At 46.8% G+C, this 19247-nt stretch carries 18 protein-coding genes; 3 read left to right on the top strand and 15 right to left on the bottom strand.

Annotated features, from left to right (window positions below; translation table 11 throughout):
- Nucleotides 1-80: 80 nt before the first annotated feature.
- From LCM10_RS13490 to LCM10_RS13520, 7 genes are all read right to left on the bottom strand, one after another.
- Nucleotides 81-2048 carry a phospholipase D-like domain-containing protein gene (locus LCM10_RS13490; RefSeq protein ID WP_224876790.1) on the bottom strand — a complete coding sequence of 656 codons (1968 nt, stop codon included), beginning with the start codon at nucleotides 2046-2048 and terminating at the stop codon, nucleotides 81-83.
- 350 nt (nucleotides 2049-2398) lie between these two features.
- Nucleotides 2399-3031 (bottom strand): response regulator transcription factor, encoded by a 633-nt coding sequence (locus LCM10_RS13495; RefSeq protein ID WP_224876791.1) that lies wholly within the window; start codon nucleotides 3029-3031, stop codon nucleotides 2399-2401.
- Nucleotides 3028-4074, bottom strand: coding sequence for a sensor histidine kinase (locus tag LCM10_RS13500; protein WP_224876792.1), 1047 nt, complete (start codon nucleotides 4072-4074; stop codon nucleotides 3028-3030). Before LCM10_RS13500 ends, LCM10_RS13495 begins: the two co-directional genes overlap by 4 nt.
- Complete coding sequence (gene liaF, locus LCM10_RS13505) at nucleotides 4071-4802, bottom strand: cell wall-active antibiotics response protein LiaF (RefSeq protein ID WP_224876793.1); 732 nt, start codon at nucleotides 4800-4802, stop codon at nucleotides 4071-4073. The genes LCM10_RS13500 and liaF overlap by 4 nt, the downstream gene beginning before the upstream one ends.
- 105 nt (nucleotides 4803-4907) lie before the next feature.
- Entirely contained in the window at nucleotides 4908-5561 is a 654-nt protein-coding gene (locus tag LCM10_RS13510; RefSeq protein WP_224876794.1) for a PspA/IM30 family protein, read from the bottom strand.
- 139 nt (nucleotides 5562-5700) lie between these two features.
- Entirely contained in the window at nucleotides 5701-6045 is a 345-nt protein-coding gene (locus LCM10_RS13515) for a flagellar basal body rod protein (protein ID WP_224876795.1), read from the bottom strand.
- Nucleotides 6046-6227: 182 nt separating this feature from the next.
- Nucleotides 6228-8009, bottom strand: a complete 1782-nt coding sequence (locus LCM10_RS13520) for a M3 family oligoendopeptidase (protein ID WP_412103404.1) — start codon at nucleotides 8007-8009, stop codon at nucleotides 6228-6230.
- A 340-nt stretch (nucleotides 8010-8349) separates the two neighbouring features.
- On the opposite strand from LCM10_RS13520, the gene LCM10_RS13525 reads away from it, so the two are divergent.
- Nucleotides 8350-9066, top strand: coding sequence for a TspO/MBR family protein (locus tag LCM10_RS13525; RefSeq protein WP_224876797.1), 717 nt, complete (start codon nucleotides 8350-8352; stop codon nucleotides 9064-9066).
- A 68-nt stretch (nucleotides 9067-9134) separates the two neighbouring features.
- Nucleotides 9135-9278: a hypothetical protein gene (locus tag LCM10_RS13530; RefSeq protein WP_224876989.1), complete on the top strand. Its 144-nt coding sequence runs from the start codon at nucleotides 9135-9137 to the stop codon at nucleotides 9276-9278.
- A 57-nt stretch (nucleotides 9279-9335) separates the two neighbouring features.
- Here the strand turns inward: LCM10_RS13530 and LCM10_RS13535 are convergent, their stop codons facing one another.
- From LCM10_RS13535 to LCM10_RS13545, 3 genes are all read right to left on the bottom strand, one after another.
- On the bottom strand, nucleotides 9336-11198 hold the full coding sequence (locus LCM10_RS13535) for a cation:proton antiporter (RefSeq protein ID WP_224876798.1): 1863 nt from the start codon (nucleotides 11196-11198) through the stop codon (nucleotides 9336-9338).
- Nucleotides 11199-11333: 135 nt separating this feature from the next.
- Entirely contained in the window at nucleotides 11334-12662 is a 1329-nt protein-coding gene (locus LCM10_RS13540; protein WP_224876799.1) for an oligosaccharide flippase family protein, read from the bottom strand.
- 503 nt (nucleotides 12663-13165) lie between these two features.
- Nucleotides 13166-16303: an efflux RND transporter permease subunit gene (locus tag LCM10_RS13545; protein ID WP_224876800.1), complete on the bottom strand. Its 3138-nt coding sequence runs from the start codon at nucleotides 16301-16303 to the stop codon at nucleotides 13166-13168.
- 154 nt (nucleotides 16304-16457) lie between these two features.
- On the opposite strand from LCM10_RS13545, the gene LCM10_RS13550 reads away from it, so the two are divergent.
- Nucleotides 16458-17309: a TetR/AcrR family transcriptional regulator gene (locus LCM10_RS13550; RefSeq protein WP_224876801.1), complete on the top strand. Its 852-nt coding sequence runs from the start codon at nucleotides 16458-16460 to the stop codon at nucleotides 17307-17309.
- Between the two features lie 45 nt (nucleotides 17310-17354).
- Here the strand turns inward: LCM10_RS13550 and LCM10_RS13555 are convergent, their stop codons facing one another.
- From LCM10_RS13555 to LCM10_RS13575, 5 genes are all read right to left on the bottom strand, one after another.
- Nucleotides 17355-17780, bottom strand: a complete 426-nt coding sequence (locus tag LCM10_RS13555; RefSeq protein WP_224876802.1) for a DUF1284 domain-containing protein — start codon at nucleotides 17778-17780, stop codon at nucleotides 17355-17357.
- Nucleotides 17781-17795: 15 nt separating this feature from the next.
- Nucleotides 17796-18455 carry an oxidoreductase gene (locus tag LCM10_RS13560; protein WP_224876803.1) on the bottom strand — a complete coding sequence of 220 codons (660 nt, stop codon included), beginning with the start codon at nucleotides 18453-18455 and terminating at the stop codon, nucleotides 17796-17798.
- A gap of 113 nt (nucleotides 18456-18568) precedes the next feature.
- Nucleotides 18569-18766, bottom strand: coding sequence for a hypothetical protein (locus tag LCM10_RS13565; protein WP_224876804.1), 198 nt, complete (start codon nucleotides 18764-18766; stop codon nucleotides 18569-18571).
- A 16-nt stretch (nucleotides 18767-18782) separates the two neighbouring features.
- The gene (locus LCM10_RS13570) at nucleotides 18783-18923 is read right to left on the bottom strand and encodes a hypothetical protein (RefSeq protein WP_224876805.1); all 141 of its coding nucleotides are present in this window, start codon (nucleotides 18921-18923) and stop codon (nucleotides 18783-18785) included.
- Nucleotides 18924-18934: 11 nt separating this feature from the next.
- Nucleotides 18935-19144 (bottom strand): hypothetical protein, encoded by a 210-nt coding sequence (locus LCM10_RS13575; RefSeq protein WP_224876990.1) that lies wholly within the window; start codon nucleotides 19142-19144, stop codon nucleotides 18935-18937.
- Nucleotides 19145-19247 lie beyond the last annotated feature (103 nt).

Consider the following 19247-nt stretch of genomic DNA (forward strand, 5'->3'; position numbering starts at 1 on the left):
ACGATGACAATTCCTTTTATTGCACAAAAAACAGCCCAACCCTGGAGGCATACCGCCTCAGGGTTGGACTGCTGATCGTATTATTGAACGACTCCGCCGGCATTCACATAACGCGCATTGAATTCCTGCAAAAATTGATTCGTCACTGCCGCATCATGTATGATAAGCATATTTTCATCGTTCACATTATTCCCGTTTTCACTCCAGTTCGTCGAACCGACAATGACGGTCGGATCACTTGATGTATCCGCATCGATGATCATCGTCTTCGCATGAAGCTTCCTGCTTTCATTCGCCTGATACACAGGTGCCGGATTCGCCCAACGTGTATTCGGGTTATTCGTACTCGTCTGGGAGGCCGTTCTACCTGTCATTTCGATGCTTGCCGACCACCACTGATTCCAGAAGCTCGGATCGAATAGTCCTTTTACGTCGAAGCCAGTCAGTGTCCCCTGGTTATCTGTATAGCTTCCTTCCCATTTATTCTTCAATTCATCGACCAATGCTTGATCGCTCCAGGCAAAAATCGTGAAGTACGCACTTTCATCCGCTTCCGTTCTGACAAGGTCTGTCATGCGTCCTACCGCATCATCACCAGATGAAAAATAGACTTCAACTTCCCGGCCGCCAATCGTTACTGAATGAGGCGTGTTGTCGATCTTGCGTGTGCTGAAGTTTGAAACGGTGTTATCCGGTGTCGTGGTCGAGCTTCCCCACATCTCTTCAAATTCAGTCTCATAAATCGATGCCAGTTCAGGAGAATGGATTTCAACAACATGCTGTTGATTACCGTCCAGTATCCCCTGATTCATATTCTCTTCTGTTCCGTATAGACCCGTAACCGTAAAGTTCCAGCTTCCCGTGAATACCCACTGATCGTCAACGACCGCAAATTTATTATGCATCTGATTGCCCGGTGAGTAGTAACTGTCTGCTGACTTTTCCTCCCCTTCTACAAAGAGGTGACCTGTCATCTCCGTGCTTCCGACCATCACGGTGCGCTGCTCAAAATCAGTAAAGCTTGCAGGGAGATTATATCCGGAACGCTTTGCCGCATCTTCCACTACGAACATCGGGGAGTCAGATAGGATATGGGCATCATCCGCTGTTCCGACAACGGCATCTTTACCGCGTACAAGTTTCTCCAAGTATAGCCTCATGGTTTCGTAGCGTTCTGTATAATGAGGATCTGTCGCGTCTTTTGCATCTGCAAGGATACGCACGTCGACCCCTTGAGCCGCCTTTTCCATCAGTGTGTCAATCACACGTGGAAGGTTGATCTCATAAGTCGCCAAATCGATTGACGTCGTTGCTGTGTTCAAGCGCTCAATCAATTGATCTTCAAGATTCACATTATAATTCGCTTCATTCCCTGCGGACGCATACTGAGTATCGGCACTTTTATTGAAAAAGACGTTGATCGCACCAAGGTCCTCACTGACATTCGTAAGTGATTCGCTGCCACCCCCAGAAGGAGGTGTGGACCCTGAATTGGCCGCTTTAGGGGTTCCGTAGCCGCCCACATAAGCAGCTGTAGCCGTAGACCAACTGCTGGCACTTGTGCCCGCAGCGGAAGCGTCCATTCTCTCCATCGTCGCTTTTGTTGTATTGTCACCCGCGTACCAGCTGTCGACCTCGTCCACAACCGTACCAGACGCATCTTTCAAGTAAAGCACTTCATTCGAGTTTCCGAGTACACCGGTATAGACTTGATCCGCCGCAATGCCCGGTACGCTGTCATCACTCGTCCGTTCCAAAAGGAAATAATCATTTGCCGCAACCGTACCGCTTAACGGAATGCTTGGCGAACCATCCTGCGCCTCGAGCACCCACCCATCAAAGTTTAAACTAGAGTAAGATGCATTGTATAACTCGACCCACTCATCATTATATGAAGTCGTCGTTCCCATCCATGCCACTTCATTGATAACTGCCTCATTGGACGCAGCCGTGACTTCCTTTTCTTTTATGCCTGCTTGTGGAACGAGACTGCCTGCCAGTAATACCGCTGTACTGACTACCGTCCACGAAATCTTTTTCATGTTCATTTCCCTGCCCCTTTCAAACGTCATTACAAGATTGATAAATAGATTACAATACAAGTATATTTTGTCTTATTTTGTAGAGTAATAGGGCGAAGGGTGTCATTATTCTAATTGTTTTGTAAAAACAGTATTGAGTTTGTAAATTCACATGACTATCCGATCAGACTATTTCCTGATTTTTCATAGATCTTTTTTCTTAAGCCTCCTACACCGGTACTTGATCTTTTTTAGGTCAAAAGCCCCAATATTTGTTCTTTTGATTCTTTGTTAGTGGCACGTTGGGAATCTCGGTCCGGCTTCCACTTCCTTTTTTCCACTCAAAAAAACCCGGAAGCAAAACGCTTCCGGGCCATCTATTTCACCAGATCATGTTTAAACGCGTAAATCACTGCCTGCGTGCGGTCCTGTACACCGAGCTTAGAAAGGATATTGCTTACATGGGTCTTAACAGTCTTCAAGGCGATAAACAATTCATCGGCGATTTCCTGATTTGTCTTCCCCTGCGTCATGAGCAGGAGGATTTCCAGTTCACGGTTCGTCAGTTCTTCATGTGGTTCCGATATTGTCCGCTGCCTCATGCGCGTCATCATCTTCCCTGTCACTTCCGGCTCGAGGATCGATTGTCCATGGTGGGTTTTGCGGACTGCATCGGCAATTTCGCTTGCCTTGGAAGTCTTGAGCATATAGCTCACAGCCCCGGCTTCAAGTGCCGGATACACCTTATCATCATCCAGGAAGCTCGTGACGATGATGATCTTCGCTTCAGGCCACTGTCCGATGATTTCCTTCGTTGCTTGTATCCCATCCATCTCTTTCATCACCAGGTCCATCAGGATGATATCCGGACGGAGTTCAAGAGCAAGCTTGACCCCCTCCTTCCCATCGGATGCCTCACCGATCACCTCGATATCGGACTGTGCGGAAAGATAAGAGGAGACTCCGATCCTGACCATTTCATGGTCATCTACAAATACGACTTTAATCAACTTTCTTCACCTTCATTCTCCACAACCGGCACCTTCACCTCAAGGCGGGTGCCTTTATTCGGAATACTGATAATTTTACAGGTGCCCCCGATTTCGATGGCCCTTTCACGCATATTCTGAAGTCCGTATGAGCTCGTTGCCTTCGACTCATTCACATCAAAGCCCTTACCATCATCCACTACCCGCAGGATGATGATGGACTCCCTTTTGATCAGAAGAACTTCAAGGGACGAGGCTTTGGAATGCCTGAGTGTGTTGGAAACCGATTCCTGCAGGATCCTGAACAGGTGGTCTTCGATGCCTTTATCGAGCTTCATATCTTCAATTTTCCATTGAATCTCCAAAGGGACTTTCTGTGATAATTCGACCAGTAGCTCCTTCATTCCTTCCTGCAGGTTCTTTCCTTTCAAGGCAACCGGGCGCAGATGAAGGAGGAGGGCCCTCATTTCAAGCTGAGACTGATGAATCATCTGCTCCACCATCTGGAGCTGTTTGTTTTCCTGAGGAGTCCGCGTGGAAGATGGCGTCTCGGTGATGGCGGACATGAGCATGGAAGCCGCAAATAGTTGCTGACTGACGGAATCGTGCAGTTCCCTTGCTAAGCGATTCCGCTCCTGGGAAACGATTTCCTGGATCCGTTTTTCCTGTTCTTCGGCTTTTTCATTGGCAAGCTTCTGGGAATAACGTGCCTGCTCTGCAAGGTGCTTCCCTAAGGAATCTACCTTCTTCCATACTTGGCGAAGTTCCGTAACCGCGGCTTCCGGGGGTGTGAACGCCTTTCCCTGTTCAAGTTGGATGAGGGAATGCTCGATTTCATGGAGCTGCTTCTTGTGAAGCCACCCTGACCGCAATCCGAATACGAGACCCACCAATAGACTGACCATCACGATAAACGCAAATCCCGGAATGTCCATTACTTCCACTTTCCATAACAATGACCAATCCTCTAGGGGATATAGATAGAAAAATGAAAGAGACAACACAATCAGGATGCTGAAAGAGAACGCCAGTGACGTCGCAAGCTGTTTACCGATTGTACTCATATTCTCTTCACCTCTAGATCCCCGATCCAGAGGGAGGTCACGATTTTCACTTTCTGGACGGCTGTCTCATAGCCCGGTGTTTGATAATAAAGCGATTGGTTGATCGCTTTCGGTTCCACGCTGTCAAAGATTCCTATGGATCCGGCCAGCACGGAATGGTGGATGCTCACTTCCATCTCATATGGCACAAGGATCTCCACATTGCCGAGAATATTCCGGATCGATACGACCGAGGTCCCCTTCGGAAGCACTGTATTGCCAATATCGATGACCGAGTCACCGATGATTCCTTGAATGTTGATATCATTCCATTCGAATACATCTTCCGGTGTCCGCTTTGTCCCAAACCATTCATTCTGGAGCGCCGCTTTCTTCATGATGATCGGTTCCTGTGCTTGGTTGAACGTCTCTTTGATGGAAGGAGCGATATATTTAGGGTGCTTCTTCGAATCGGCAAAGCGTACGATTACGAAAAGTAAGATGGCGAAAAGCAGAAACTTAAAAGCTACTGTGTTAAAAATGTTGATCCCTAAACTGATGACACCGAACCAAAACAAGAGCTTTCCTGACTTCTTATGGAACTTCTTTCGACCGAAATAAAGGGCGAAAGCTGCAATGGAAAGAAAGATCAGAACCCCCCCGTCGTAGAAGGAAACTTCCAATAGGATGAGTAGTGTACCGATCAGGATGATCCAGCTGATTCCGTCTGAGCGCAGTCGATTGAGCAAGGGGATTCCTCCTTTCTTGTATTATGTATGTTCGTCCCCTGACAGATTGAAACAGGGTGAACCCGGGACCGGGCTCCCCCTTTTACTGTTAATAGAATACCATGTTTACGAAGGAATGGCTTCCGTTTCCTCTTTTTTCATCTCTTTTTCCATTTTCGCGATCTTGGCGTCGATTGTATTGCGATAGTACGAAGAATTCACACCATGTTCGAGCTGATCTAAATACGTTTCGATCTCGTCGAATTTAGAGAAGGATGCAGTGCCCAAACCTGATGAAGATTCCAGTACACTATTCATCTTATGGTGGGCGCGGGCAATATTTTCACGGCCCATCAGCTCCATTCGCTTGATATACATATCCTTAAGTTTATGCTTCATTTCTCCATATTTACTCTCGAGCTCGTGAAGATCTTTCTCAGCCTTCGACTTGAGGTCCGCGATGCGTTCCATTCGCTCTTCATAGTATTTTTGTTCGGTTAAGGCAAATTCATAAAGTTCGGCTTCATTTGCCTGTGATGCCACTTCGGCCTGATGCTTTCTTTTTTCGGCATGGCTTTCTGCAAGCTGGTATTCTTTCGTGAATTCTTGTTTGAGAAGGTACTGCCTTTCGACCAGCTTCCTCACTTTTTCCACTTCGTGTTCGCATTGTCTCAGGTAGTGGTTGAGGACTGCGATCGGGTTTTTACTTTCTTTCTTATCCAATGCTTCGTGCAGGTCGGACATGACTGTGTTTTTCATTCTTTGGAATAGGTTTGGCATGTTGGTTCTCTCCTTTTGATTGTTCATTTATATTGGTAAAAGCTGTTGAACACACCGCTGTTGATTTCCGCTCGCTAAGCAGTTCATTTCAGGAAACTGTTCTAACCGTTCACGCTTGTTGTTCAGAATGGTAAATCGCTTAATTTTTCAACTGTGACCATTCCCTTTCAAAATTAGTGAATGGGTCGTTTGATGTCTCCTCAATGATGCTTTCTTCCTTTTTCCAGTTTTTATAAATGACATAGAGGATGTATAGCGCAGCTAAGCCGATGATGGCCGGGAAGTTGGAAACCGTTGCGCTGAATGCCGCAAGCCCGATCAGTGCCCAAATGACCTTCTTGAACGTCGAGTCTGTTTTAATGAATCCCTTGACACTGTAGTACATCACGATCAGTGTAATCGCGAGCCCCACGATTGGTCCTAAATTGGCAAGCAGCACAATCGCCGCAATCCCTCCTGCTACGAGCAAACCGAATTTTTTCATATGGTGTTGCCTCCTTTCTTCTTCATGTCTTTATCCTACCTACATTTCCGCTTTCCCATAACGAGCCCCAGCTTGATTTTCATCTAAGACCTGAGGCTTATAGGGAATGGGACTATACACAAAGAAGGTACGTCCCTCATCGCTTTAAAGCGGTGAGGGACGTACCTTCAGTTTGGTTTTGTTTAGTTTGTCAGTTCGAGGAATTCGTCTACATCTGCTATGCAGAGCTTGATGCCTTTTTCCCAGAACGCTTCTTGTGTGATGTCTTCGCCAAGGTGTTTCATGGCAAGCTCTTCGACGTTCATGATGGCTGTGTCACGAAGGAGGGCCATGTACTTCTCTTCATAATTCTCACCGGATTCCAGCGCTTTTGCGTAGATACTTAAGGAGAACAGGTATCCGAAGGTGTACGGGAAGTTATAGAACGGCACACCCGTGATGTAGAAATGCAGTTTGGAAGCCCAGAATCGAGGGTGAACTTCACCAAGCGAATCCGAGAAAGCTTCCTTCTGGGCTTCAGCCATCAATTCATTCAACTTCTCTGCGGATACGATCCCTTTTTTCCGCTCTTCATAGAAGCGCGTCTCAAATAGGAATCGGGCATGGATATTCATGAAGAATGCCACGCTGCGCTGCAGCTTGTCTTCTACAAGCGCAATTTTTTCTTCCTTCGTGCTTGCTTCCTTCACCGCTGCATCCGCTACGATCATTTCGGCGAACGTTGACGCCGTTTCAGCGACGTTCATGGCATAATTGCGGTTAAGCGTATGCATCGGACGAAGTGCATAAGAATGGAATGCATGCCCCAATTCGTGTGCAAGCGTCGATACATTGGACATGCTGCCAGAGTACGTCATGAAGATGCGGGATTGATCACTCATCGGGAACGATGTACAGAAGCCACCAGGACGTTTCCCGGCACGGTCTTCCGCTTCGATCCATCTGTCCTCGAATGCCCCTTTTGCGAAACTCGCCATCTCATCACCGAATCGCGCGAATTGCTTCAGGATGAATTGTGCTCCTTCATCGTAACTCATTGTGCTGTTAGATTCAGCTACCGGTGCATCCTGATCAAACCAATCAAGCTTCTCTTTCCCCAGCAATTCCGCTTTTCGGTTCAAGTATTTGACGAATGGTGCTTTGTTTTTTGAAATTGCCCCCCACATGGCATCGAGCGTCTCCTGTTTCATCCGGTTGTACTCTAGAGGCTCTTTCATGATGTCTTCCCAGCCGCGTTTTTTATAAACGGAAAGTCGGAAACCACCTAAATGGTTCAGGGTTTTTGCGAATAATTCTTCGTTCTGCTCCCAGGCATCCTCCAGCTTATCGAAAATGTCCTTTCGGGTTTTCTGATCAGGGCTTGATAATAAATTGTTCGCTTGCCCGACGGACAGCTTCTTGCCCTCATGTGAAATCTCCATTGAACCGACGATCGTGTCGTACATCTGCCCCCAGCCGTGGTATCCATCGACCGAAAGAGCACCGATCAAGGCCTCTTCCGTGCTGGAAAGCTTATCTTTCGCCTTGTTTCTCCACTCATCCATCACAAAGCCGATTTCATTTAATTTCTCGTGTTCAAGGAGTTCTGACCAGACTCCTTCAGAACTATCGGAAAGCTGCTGCTGGAACTTTGTGAACACCGAAGTGAAATCCGCGCTGATGCTCGTGATCTCCCCCCTGAGTTCATTTGCCTTGCGGTCGTGCATGTTCTGCGCCTCAAGACAGCTCACAAATGCTCCCGCCTGACGAAGATACAGCATCACTTCCGTCGCTTCTTCGATCAGCTTCCACACAAGCTCCGCATCGCTCCCCGACTGCGGCGGGTGAAACGCATACGCATTCTCTTCAAAATGTGTTTTCTTTTGTTTCAATGTCTCCAGATGCTGACGGAATTCCTCTGATTCGCTTCCGCCTTCAAAAAATACATCCAAATCCCAAACATCTTTATATGTAGTGTTCATAATTGCCCCCTAGTATTTATCTGTATTCCCATCTAATACAATTCTCGATTCAACCGCGGAATCCTTCAACAATTTAACAGTTCTTTCGACTCTCTAAAAAAGATTACCTTCCCGATATTCGTGGAATAGTATTTACATGGCCTCCCGGTGATGGTGCCCCCCGGAACCCGCTGCACCTTTCCTATGCATAACCGGTATACATTTCTTTGATCAAACAATCGAAAAAGACACTACTTTTAGCACTACTACCGCCCGCTTGCCCGCATACATTGATAAAAGAGGCTGACCTGTCTCTGTCACCTGCGGCCTTTTCATCCATTTCTTAATGTCAGGAGGAACTTCATTGAAGAAACTTATTTTGAACATCTTGGCTTATCTGTTAGTCATTGTGATGAACACCCTTGCCGTCACGCTTCCACTGAATAATCAATCAACCTCCGAAATCAGCGATCGGCTGGACATCCTTCTTACTCCCGCAGGGTATGTCTTCTCGATCTGGAGCTTGATTTATTTGCTGCTTGGTATCTGGATCATCAGACAGTTCCCGAAGAGACGGCGTGATCTCCCACTATATCAACATACAAGCGGCCTATTCATACTGAGCTGCCTTCTGAATTCCGGCTGGATCTTGGTATGGCATTATAATTATTTTCTCATTTCCGTATTTGTGATGATCGGACTTTTCTTAACATTGGCAGCCTTGTATCGTGCCGTCAAAGAGACCGATCCCTCTTTGTTGGATCGTGCACCATTTTCCGTTTATCTGGGCTGGATCTCGATTGCCATGCTTGTCAATATTCTGTATTACTTTACAGACATCGGATTGATTGGGGAAGGAAGTGCAGGACTTTACTGGTCACTTGCAGGATTACTGATCGCAACCATACTTGCCATATGGGTAAGGGTGACACAAAGAGATTGGCTCTATCCCCTTGTCTTTGTGTGGGCATTCATCGGCATCGGGGTCAAGAATGCGGGTGAACATGCCGGATACGCTTATACAGCATATGCGCTGGCGCTCTTGATCCTGTTGGTCACCCTATTCTACCGAAAGCGATAATGGTGCCTTATCAGATTGGAATAGAAACACCCCCTCTGACTGACATTAATCAGGAGGGGGTGTTTTTAGTGAACAATAAACAAATGGACGAAAAGGAAAAGACGATCGCTGGTACCGATATTGCTGAGGTCAAGAAGCTGAACCAAACGTCCGGGTTGACGTATAATCAGGTAAAAGAACTTCTCGGACAGCGGTATTCCAGTAAAAAATGAAGATCGTGAAAGCGCGGCCGCAAGATACGGCCGCGCTTTTTAATCTATTATGAAGGATCAGCCTTTGTCCACATCTTCTTTCTTTTCACGCTGTACCGCAAGCTTTTCATTGATTTTCTTCATTTCCTTACAGCGTTGGGTAAGACTGACGACCACGTCTCCCTGCTCCACTTTCGGTGAAGATCCTTCCGTGAAGAACTCAATCCTTCCGGTAGGCTTCAGGGCAAATAACAACAGCGTATGTTCATCCCGTTCTGCCAGATAGGATTTAAAGGTGTATTTTTCAGTGATATTCGTTTTCCTGAAAACATCCCCTCTCTCCACACGCTTGTTCAGTTCTTCCCACGTCACATGGTCCTGGAAGAGGATCCGGCCACCAATGGTGTGGACCATGTCCTCAAGATCGACTTCGCCTTGGTTTCTGAGGCTCAGCTGGAATAAATTATTCCTTCCGATTTCAGGAACGAATGTCGTACAGACAAGGGCATTGTAGGAATCGAGCTCCGTGGCCGCGATCATGTATTCATACGGCGTCAAGTCCAAGTAGTACTCCGTCTGCTCCGATAGGATCTCCCCTTTGTAAAAAGGAACACCCGCTTTCCTCACAGGCACCAGGCGCTGCCATGATGAATCGGCGATCAACACAGTCACCTTCAGCTCCTGAAATGTTTTCGCTAGTTCTGTGCTGAAGCTGCTTCCACCCACAATGACAACTCCAGGACGCTCATCGATGGCAAGATCGAGTTTTTTCGCCAGCCATTTGATCGAGAATCCGTGTGCCACCACGGTAGAGAATACAAGGGCGAATGTCAGTGAAGTTAGAATGGCCGCGTCTTCGAATCCCTTATCCAACAGCACGGATGCAAAATAACTGGAGACGGTCAGCGCAACGATCCCCCTCGGGGCAATCCACCCAATCAAGAGCTTCTCTTTATTCGAGAGGTCGGTTCCGATCGTCGATAACCAGATCGACAACGGTCTGACGATGAACAGCATCAGCAGGACAAACGCAATGATATTCCAATTAAAGATCTTGAATAATGTGTCTACCGACAACGAGGCGGTCAGCATGACGAAGATGGTTGAAATCAAAAGAACCGAGATATTTTCTTTGAAATGACGCATATCATCAATCGATGAGATATGCAGGTTCGCTAGTGTCATTCCCATGACGGTGACGGCAAGCAGACCCGTTTCGTGCATGATCTGATCCGAGATCGCAAAGCTTGCAAGTACCAACACGAATACGACAGGTGATTTCAAGAATTCCGGCACATGTCCTTTTTCGAAGATGAATGCGGTGAATCTACCCAACAGCCATCCGAATAGTACCGCAAACAGGGAAGCGGCAAAGAACAGGAGCAACGAAACTGCCGTGACACTATCGCTCATAATAAAATTGATGATTTCAAAAGCAAAGACGGCGAGCAAGGCACCAAATGGATCAACCACGATTCCCTCCCATTTCAAGATCGCGGCAGGACGGGGTTTCAGCTTCGCCTGTCTCAGAAGCGGCAGGATGACCGTGGGACCCGTGACGATGAACAAGCCTCCGATCACAAAGGCCACCGCCCACGATAGCCCGGCTACAAAGTGTGCAGCCAAGGAACCGAGTATCCATGCCAGGAAGGCACCGATCGTAACGATCCTGAAAACAGGTTTCCCAAGGCCCTTGACTTCACGGAAGTCAAGATTCAAGCTTCCTTCGAATAAAATGATGGCAACGGCCAGGGAAACGATGGGCTTGAACATTTCACCAAAATCGGCTTTGGGATCAATCAAACCAAAAATCGGTCCTACAAGCAATCCGGCAATCGACATGACCACGATTGCAGGCATCCTGAATCTCCAAGCGGCCCATTGCGAACCGATACCGAGGACGCCGATGAGCATTAAAGTAAATAAAATCGAGTCAATCATAGGGAGTTCTCCTTTGATGTGATGTATGATGAACAGCATTTTTCTGCTGTGACGTTGATTTCCGTTTAAGGAACATGATAATCGGAATGCACGTCTATTTGCAAAAGATATGAATATGACGGCTTACGTGTTAGTTTACATTTTTACCAGCGGTTTTAACCAAATAGTCGTTTCCAATTCCCTGCAAATCGTAAAATAATGAAGCAGCGCACTCAGTACAGCCCCTGCATTCATCCCGATGATGACCCCTTCCATCCCGAACCCTGGATCAGAACCCAATATGTAGATCAAGCTGAATGAGAATACGCTCGCCCATATCGTATGCAGCAGGGCGTCCTTCACGAATCCGAGGCCGATCAGAAACGCCTGAAGGGGCAACAGGAGGAAGTGGAAGAAAAAATAGGGCCATAGAAGCTTCAGATAATAGGCCGATGTGACGGAATGAAAGAACGTCGAAGTGATATAATCACCCAGCAAATAATAAATCATCACCGCCGGAATACCATAACCAAACGTAATGACCATCACCTGCTTAAGATGCTGGAGAATTCCACTAGTATCATTTGATGATGCCTTCTCGGAAATGGTCGGAATCAGTACGATCAGCAGTGAAAAAGCAATGAACGAAGGAAAGAAACCGATCGTCAATGCGATTCCGGCCATCATGCCGAAATGTTCATTCGCCTCGAAAGCCCCCATTCCCGAATGGACGAGTGCGAGCTTGATCAGGAAAGGCTGGACGGCATGGGTAAAAGCATGAAAAATACGCAGCACCGTCGTTGGCACGGAAACGGATAAAATCGATCTCCTCATCTCCTGCTTTGACATCGAAACATGATCCATCCTTTTCTTCTTATTACCCCTTCTATTAAGAAGATAAGCCTGTATCAAATAAATAAAAACAACTGCCTCACTCGCTACAAGTGTACAAAGAGCGATAAAGATCGACGTATCACTACTGAAGGAAAGAAACTGATAGATGGAAACCAGCAATATCAGCTGAACCCCTTTCCTCATGAAATTGGCCACCGCTATCTTCCGCATCTGCTGGATCCCCATGAAATATCCACGGGTGATCGATGTAAACGCCACAATCGGGATCACCGCCAGAATCAGCCACCTTATCCCCGGATGAACCCCACTGAACAAGGGCGTCCACATATAAACAAGAATCATCACCACCAAAAGGATGATCGTCGTCAGGACCGCAAACCTGAACACATAATGAAGCATCCCCTTATGATAGGATTCTTCCTTTTCCGCAATGAACTTGGATAAACTGATCGGCAGCTCCATGCTCGAAAGAATCACCACTAAAAAAACCGTAGGAAGTATTGACATATATGTACCGAGGCCCGCCTCCCCAAGCTCCCGTGCCAAAATCATATTCACCATGAACTCGACCATTTCACCAAAGAATGCCGTAATCACTAGCACCAGTGTCCCTCTCAAAAACAAGCTCATAATAGTCGTACCACCTTCAAATGAGATGCTTTATTCTATGATGGTTGTCCCGGGATTATGTTTAGGGGGGGATTCGTTGCGGGGATGGTGTGGTTGGTGGGATTGGTGAGGGGATTGGTGAGGGGATTGTACCTGGTACAACAGGGCAGGATTGTACCTGGTACAAAGACGCTTATTTGTACCAGGTACACTTTTAGGTTGCGGTGCCTGGCTCATTTGAAGTGAATTGAGCCTGGCTCAAACCCTCCACTCCGAGCCTGGCTCAAACCCTCCATTCCGAGCCTGGCTCAAACCCTCCACTCCGAGCCTGGCTCAAACCCTCCACTCCGAGCCTGGCTCAAACCCTCCACTCCGAGCCTGGCTCAAACCCTCCACTCTGAGCCTGGCTCAAACCCTCCACTCCGAGCCTGGCTCAAACCATTCCACAATCCCCCCCCACTACCACTACCCCCTCACAAAAACCCATAAGAAAAGCAGCCCCATCCACAGGGGCTGCCTCTCAATCAAACCTCTTCTGTCACATCTTTGCGACGGGTCAGTTTTCGTTTGATTTTCATTAATACTTCATACACAATCGGTACGACTACGAGTGTCAATAAAGTGGAACTTGTCAATCCACCGATTACGGTAACACCGAGACCCCTTGAGATCAGGCCGCCGCCTTCGAGCCCAAGTGCCAATGGGAACAAGGCCCCGATGGTTGCGATGGCAGTCATCAGGATCGGACGGAGACGTGTGGCTCCTGCTTCAAGCAGGGCTTCGCGTGTGGACAATCCTTCATTCTCTTTATGGATGACACGGTCGATCAATACGATGGCATTCGTGACGACGATACCGATCAGCATCAACGCTCCGATCATGGAGGAAATACTGATGGTTTCATCGGCGATCAATAATGCGACGAGCGCACCGGTGATCGTGAATGGAAGCGAGAACAGGATGGCGAATGGTGCAAGGCCGCCTCCGAATGTAATGACAAGGATCAGGTATACGATTGCGATCGCGGCAAGCATCGCAAGACCCAATTGGGTGAACGATTCCTGGATGTCCTCTGTCACACCGCCCATGTTCACGTCTATGCCGGACGGCAGGTCGAGTTCTTCAATATCTTTTTGGATGGCAGCGGATGCTTTTGAAACATCATTTGATTTCAATTCACCGCTGACCTTGGCGAACACCTTGCCGTCACGTCTTGAGACGGTATCCGATGTTTCACCTTCTACAACCTTGACGACATCTTTGATCGGCACTTCCATGCCGAGTGGTGATTGAATGGTTTTACCGGTTAAGTCTTCGATGCTATCGTATGTTTCTTTTTCAACATCAAGATAAACGTTGACGTCTTCCCCGTCTTTTTCGATCGTCGTCAGGACTGGACGCTGACGGGTCTGACCAAGTTCCATTGCAATCTGGCCAGCAGTCAAGCCGTATTGACTCAGCTTTTCCTGTTCGGCTACAAGCGAATATTCATCATACGCTTCTGAAATGCTGGAGTCGACTTTCTTGATATCCTTGATGTCCTTCATTTTGTCTTGAACATCGCTTACGACAGGCTTGATTTCATCAAGTGTCTCCCCGTAAACGAAAACGACGATTTCATTGCTTCCTGCACTTGCCGAGAAATCTTGGGATGCCCATTCCCCGTTGTCCGTGCGTGCTTGCAGGTCATTGATGACCGTTTCTTTTTCCTTCGAGAAATTCTCGGTGTCATCTTTGTACTGGACGAAGAACATGGCATCGTTCGTGCTTCCCGGGCTCATCGGATTTTCACCACCGACAGAGTATTGAATGGTGTCCGCTCCTTTTCGCCCTTCGAAATAGTCCTGAGCATCTTCCGCAATTCCAAGTACTTCTTCCTTTGTCTGACCGGGCGCCGGCTTGAATGTCGCCATGATCATCTTCTCTTCATCGGATGGAATGAAGCTAACACCGATGAACGGCACAAGGAACAAGCTTCCTACGAGCATACCCACAGCAAGGATCGATGTGATGATTTTATGATTCAAGGTCCAGTTCAGGACACCCCTATACCATTTCGCGAGTCCACCTGGCTTTTCACTATGCACCTTCTTGCCGACACCCTTTTTGAACATTGAGTGAGCAAGCATCGGTACAATTGTGACTGCCACGAGTAGTGATGCCAGGAGGGCAAATACGATGGTAAGGGCGAATGGTAGGAATAATTCCCCGATCATTCCTTCTACCAATCCTAACGGAAGGAAAACGGCAATCGTGACGATCGTCGAGGACATGATTGGCACGAACATTTCCTTCGTTGCTTCACGGATCAATTCCTTCCCTTTCAGCGCTTCGTCCTTCAGGGACATCCTTCGATAGATGTTCTCAACGACCACGATGGAGTCATCGATGACACGTCCGATTGCAACCGTCATGGCTCCGAGTGTCATGATGTTCAACGTAATATCCATTTGATTCAATAATAAAATGGCGATAAGCAGTGATAACGGAATCGAAATGACCGAAATGATGGTCGATTTGATATCACGCAAGAACAGGAGAATGATAATGACCGCAAATACTGCGCCGAACAATGCTTTATTCAGCATCGTGCTGACTGATTGTTCAATCGGTTCACCCTGGTCGAATGTCGAAATGATTTCAATGTTATCTAGATCACGTTCAAACTTTTTCACTTCATCTTTCACTGCATTGACAACATCGACTGTATTGGCATCTGCAGCTTTCACGATTTGGATACCGATCGATTCGTTTCCGTTCGTTCTGGAAATCGATTCGGCTTTACCAGTCAATTCAACCGTGGCAATCTCGCCTAATTCAACAGTCGGGATCTTCATGCCTGGTTGTGCTGCCTGTGGAGCTTGAGAAGCAGGTGCCCCTTGGCCAGCTCCAGCTGGGTTCATTCCTTCCCCTCCTGTTGGAGTGACCGGAATCTTCATTTCTTTCAAGTCTTCGATGCTTGAGATGTTCCCATCGATCAGCACGGACTTTTCAGTATCCCCGAATGTATACAACCCAAGTGGGGCCGTCACATCGGAGCCCTTAATCATGTTTTTAACCGTGTCTTCGCTTAGACCGTATTGAGCAAGCTTCTCTTCATCGAACACAAGCTTTGCTTCTTGGATTTCCTGTCCTGATACTTGGACAGAAGCGACGCCATCGAGACCTTCGAGCCCTGGGACGATCGTTTCTTCCACTGTGTTCGTCAATTGAGCAAGCGTTTGATCTTCATTTGCCACACTCAAGGCAATGACAGGGAAGGCATTGAAGCTAAGGCGCGAAACCTCAGGCTCATTCACCCCTTCAGGGAATGATACTTCCGATAATGCTTCTTCAACTTCAGTCTTCGCCTCATCCATATCCTTTGAAAATTTGTATTCAATCTGGACAGCTGATGCATTTTGATAAGAAGTCGAACTAATGACGTTCACACCGTTCAAGTTCTGCAGACGCTTTTCAATCGGTTCTGACACCTTGTCTGCCACGTCTTCAGGAGTCGCTCCTGGATAAACCGTCGTCACACTGACGATGGGAGTATTGATATTGGGAAGTGTTTCAAGCTTCATGTTAAAGCCTGAATATAAGCCCGCCACAATGACGATGATCGTCATCAGCCAAACGGCAAACTTATTCTTTAGCACAAAATTGATGATACTGTTCACTCTCTATTCATCCCTTCTCTGACTGACTAGTCATAACATAACCTAATATAACTGACCGTACAGTCACTAGTCAATACTTACTATAAAATAAAGGTTTATTTTTACTGACCAATCGGTCATAATAAAGATAAGGAGTTTACCGAGGAGAGAAATCATGAAAGAAAAAGAGAAATTAATCATCCAAACATCGATAAAATTATTTGCCAGTAAAGGATTCAATGCCACCTCCGTACAGGAAATCGTCAACGAGTGCGACATTTCCAAAGGGGCATTTTATTTATACTTCAAATCAAAAGAAGCACTGCTTCTCGCCATCATGAGATATTATTTCGAGTTGATCAAAGAGAAGGTCGACATCATCGAGGAGGAGGACTTGCCTCCGTATGAGAAATTCCGTAAACAACTCGAGTTCCAGCTTGTTGAGGTATGGAAGCATAAAGAATTCATCATTATGCAGATCAGGGAAAACGCAATGCCATTCAATGAAGACATCCATGCCCTCCTCCATGAGATGAAGGTCCACACCTATCAATATTACAGGCGCAGATTGACTGCCATCTATGGCAAAGAGATCGAACCATACTTCTGGGACCTGTCATTGATCATCCAAGGGATCCTAAAATCTTATCTGGAAGTGGTCATGCTCGATAAAGTCGAGATGGATTTTCATTATTTATCTCAGTTCATCCTCAAGCGACTTGATGACGTAGTTCACGGCCTCTTAAAGAGTGGGGATGAACCTGTCCTTACCCCTGGAAAATTGGAGCCGCTCCTGAAGTCGATGGAAACCGCTTCGTTAAACGAAGGAACACTGGTGGCGATGATCGAGGAATATCTTCAAGAAACGGAAGATGAAAATATCAGGATTTCACTTGAGGTCATAAAAGAGGAAATCGAAAAAGAAGAGACACGAAGTATCGTCATAAAAGGGATGCTGGTCAACTTAGAAGGAGACCCATCTCTTACCTCCTTGGCTGAGAAAGTCCGGGAATACTATAACATATAGCACCAAAAAACGAGTATGAACCCGTCATACTCGCTTTTTGGTGCATTAAACACGTTGCTTTTCCCTCAAGTTCCCGATTCCTTCCTTACACACACCAAATTCAAGCCAAGAGCACCCCTCGCATAAGTAATCCAGGTCACCCGGCCTTACACGTTCAGCGGTTCTTTGCAGCAGCTCGGATTTCATATAGACCCCTCCTGCACTCAACCCTAAATGGCTGATCACTTTTCCATCCATTGAAAGGACATGTCCATTTGAATCCTCACTCTTACTACATTGTGTGCTCCCCTTGTGAGGACAAGCCTGACAGGCATCATCAAACCCTTGTACAACCTGGATGGGAAAGTCCGTTTCTTCGTTCCGCATATCCGCTACAATCCCTGTCATCACATCCACAAAGTCCGGGCTATAGCCCATCCCCTTGAAACCATGTGTGCACAGCAGATGATGCCCACGTAGTATTTTCTTCATCCGGCATGCCTCTCCTTATAATCGCTGTATTTCATCAGACTCGTACATGTTCACACGCTCAGGCGGCACACTAAGTGCTGCTTTAAGCATTCCATAAGCTACTTGTTCGGCTGAAATACTGCGGTATTTCCTCCACTTCCCTACCATGACGGGACGGACCAGCCCTGAGAAAATTTCGCCTGTTTTTTCGCCGAGACGGAATTCTTTCCGATCACCGACAAGAAGCGACGGACGAAAGATGTGCAGATTTGGATAATGAAGTTTTTCTAGTTCGGTTTCCAATTCCCCTTTTACTCTACTATAAAAAATGCGCGAGTCTGCACTGGCCCCGAGTGCGGATATGACCAGATATTGTTTAGCACCATGTTCCTTGCACAGCTTGGCCAGCTCAATTGGATAATCGAAATCCACTCTTTTAAACTTTTCCTTAGTGCCTGCTTTTTTGATCGTGGTTCCAAGACAGCAGAATACGTCATCCACCTCTTCATGGGGAAGGAGCTTCATGGCGTCGAATGAGATGACGCGTTCATCCAGCTTTTCGTGGTGAATCCCAGAGCTTTTCCTCACGAAGGAAATGATCCTTTTGTAGTGGGAACTTTTTAATAAAAGCTGCAGTAGATGGGATCCCACCAAACCCGTCGCCCCTGCCAGTACCGCGACCCTTTCCTTTTCCATCCTAGTTCCTTCTTTCTATGTCTTTTTATTTTATTCTAAGAGAATACCGAAACATTTGCTAGGCAGGTGGTGAAAAGAAGTAAAAAGGCCGACTCAGCTGAATCGGCCTCTTTCTACTCTTCATCAAAAAAGCGCTTGATCTTCTCTATTTCCTCATTACTCGTCTCCGATGAAATATAAGGGTTGTCATTGGATTCCGGCGTGTCCAGATTCGTTTTCATTTCGAAAAAAGGACCTTGAGGCGGTTCTGCAATGATCCGGTCATCAAGCTGTTTAAAGTCCGGAAGTTCCTTTTTGCCTTTTTCGTTCACGATATCATCCTCCCCTCTATTGGGTTTCTTCGTCTTTTTTGTATGCGATCAGGACGATCTCTTCATGCGTCTCCTGACGAAGCTCGTTTTCAATATGCTTAAGCTTGCCAAGGGTTTCTTCCGATAATTGGGCGACTCCGTATTCGTTAGTATCCACGCTGACTCTCCTTATCCATTTTCAATTTGCTGCCCGATTTCCTTTGCGGCAAAATATTCATTTCCTTCTTCCACTGCCCGAAGTTCACCAACGGACTCTCCTTGTGAATTCTCGTTCATTTCAACCGAAGTATATAGCTGATTGTCTTTCACATTTTGTATCGAGATATCCGGGTTCAGCGCGGTGTTGACGTTAAGTTCTGGGTTTTTCTTTTGATCCACGTGTACCACCTCCATTATTTAGTATGACTTGTCTTTTGTAATTCATTCAGGAGGTAGTTCCAGTCTTTGCCGGTGCCAAATAAAACAAGCGCATCCCATATTA

The sequence above is a fragment of the Rossellomorea aquimaris genome, from assembly GCF_020171925.1.
GTDB lineage: Bacteria > Bacillota > Bacilli > Bacillales > Bacillaceae_B > Rossellomorea > Rossellomorea aquimaris_F.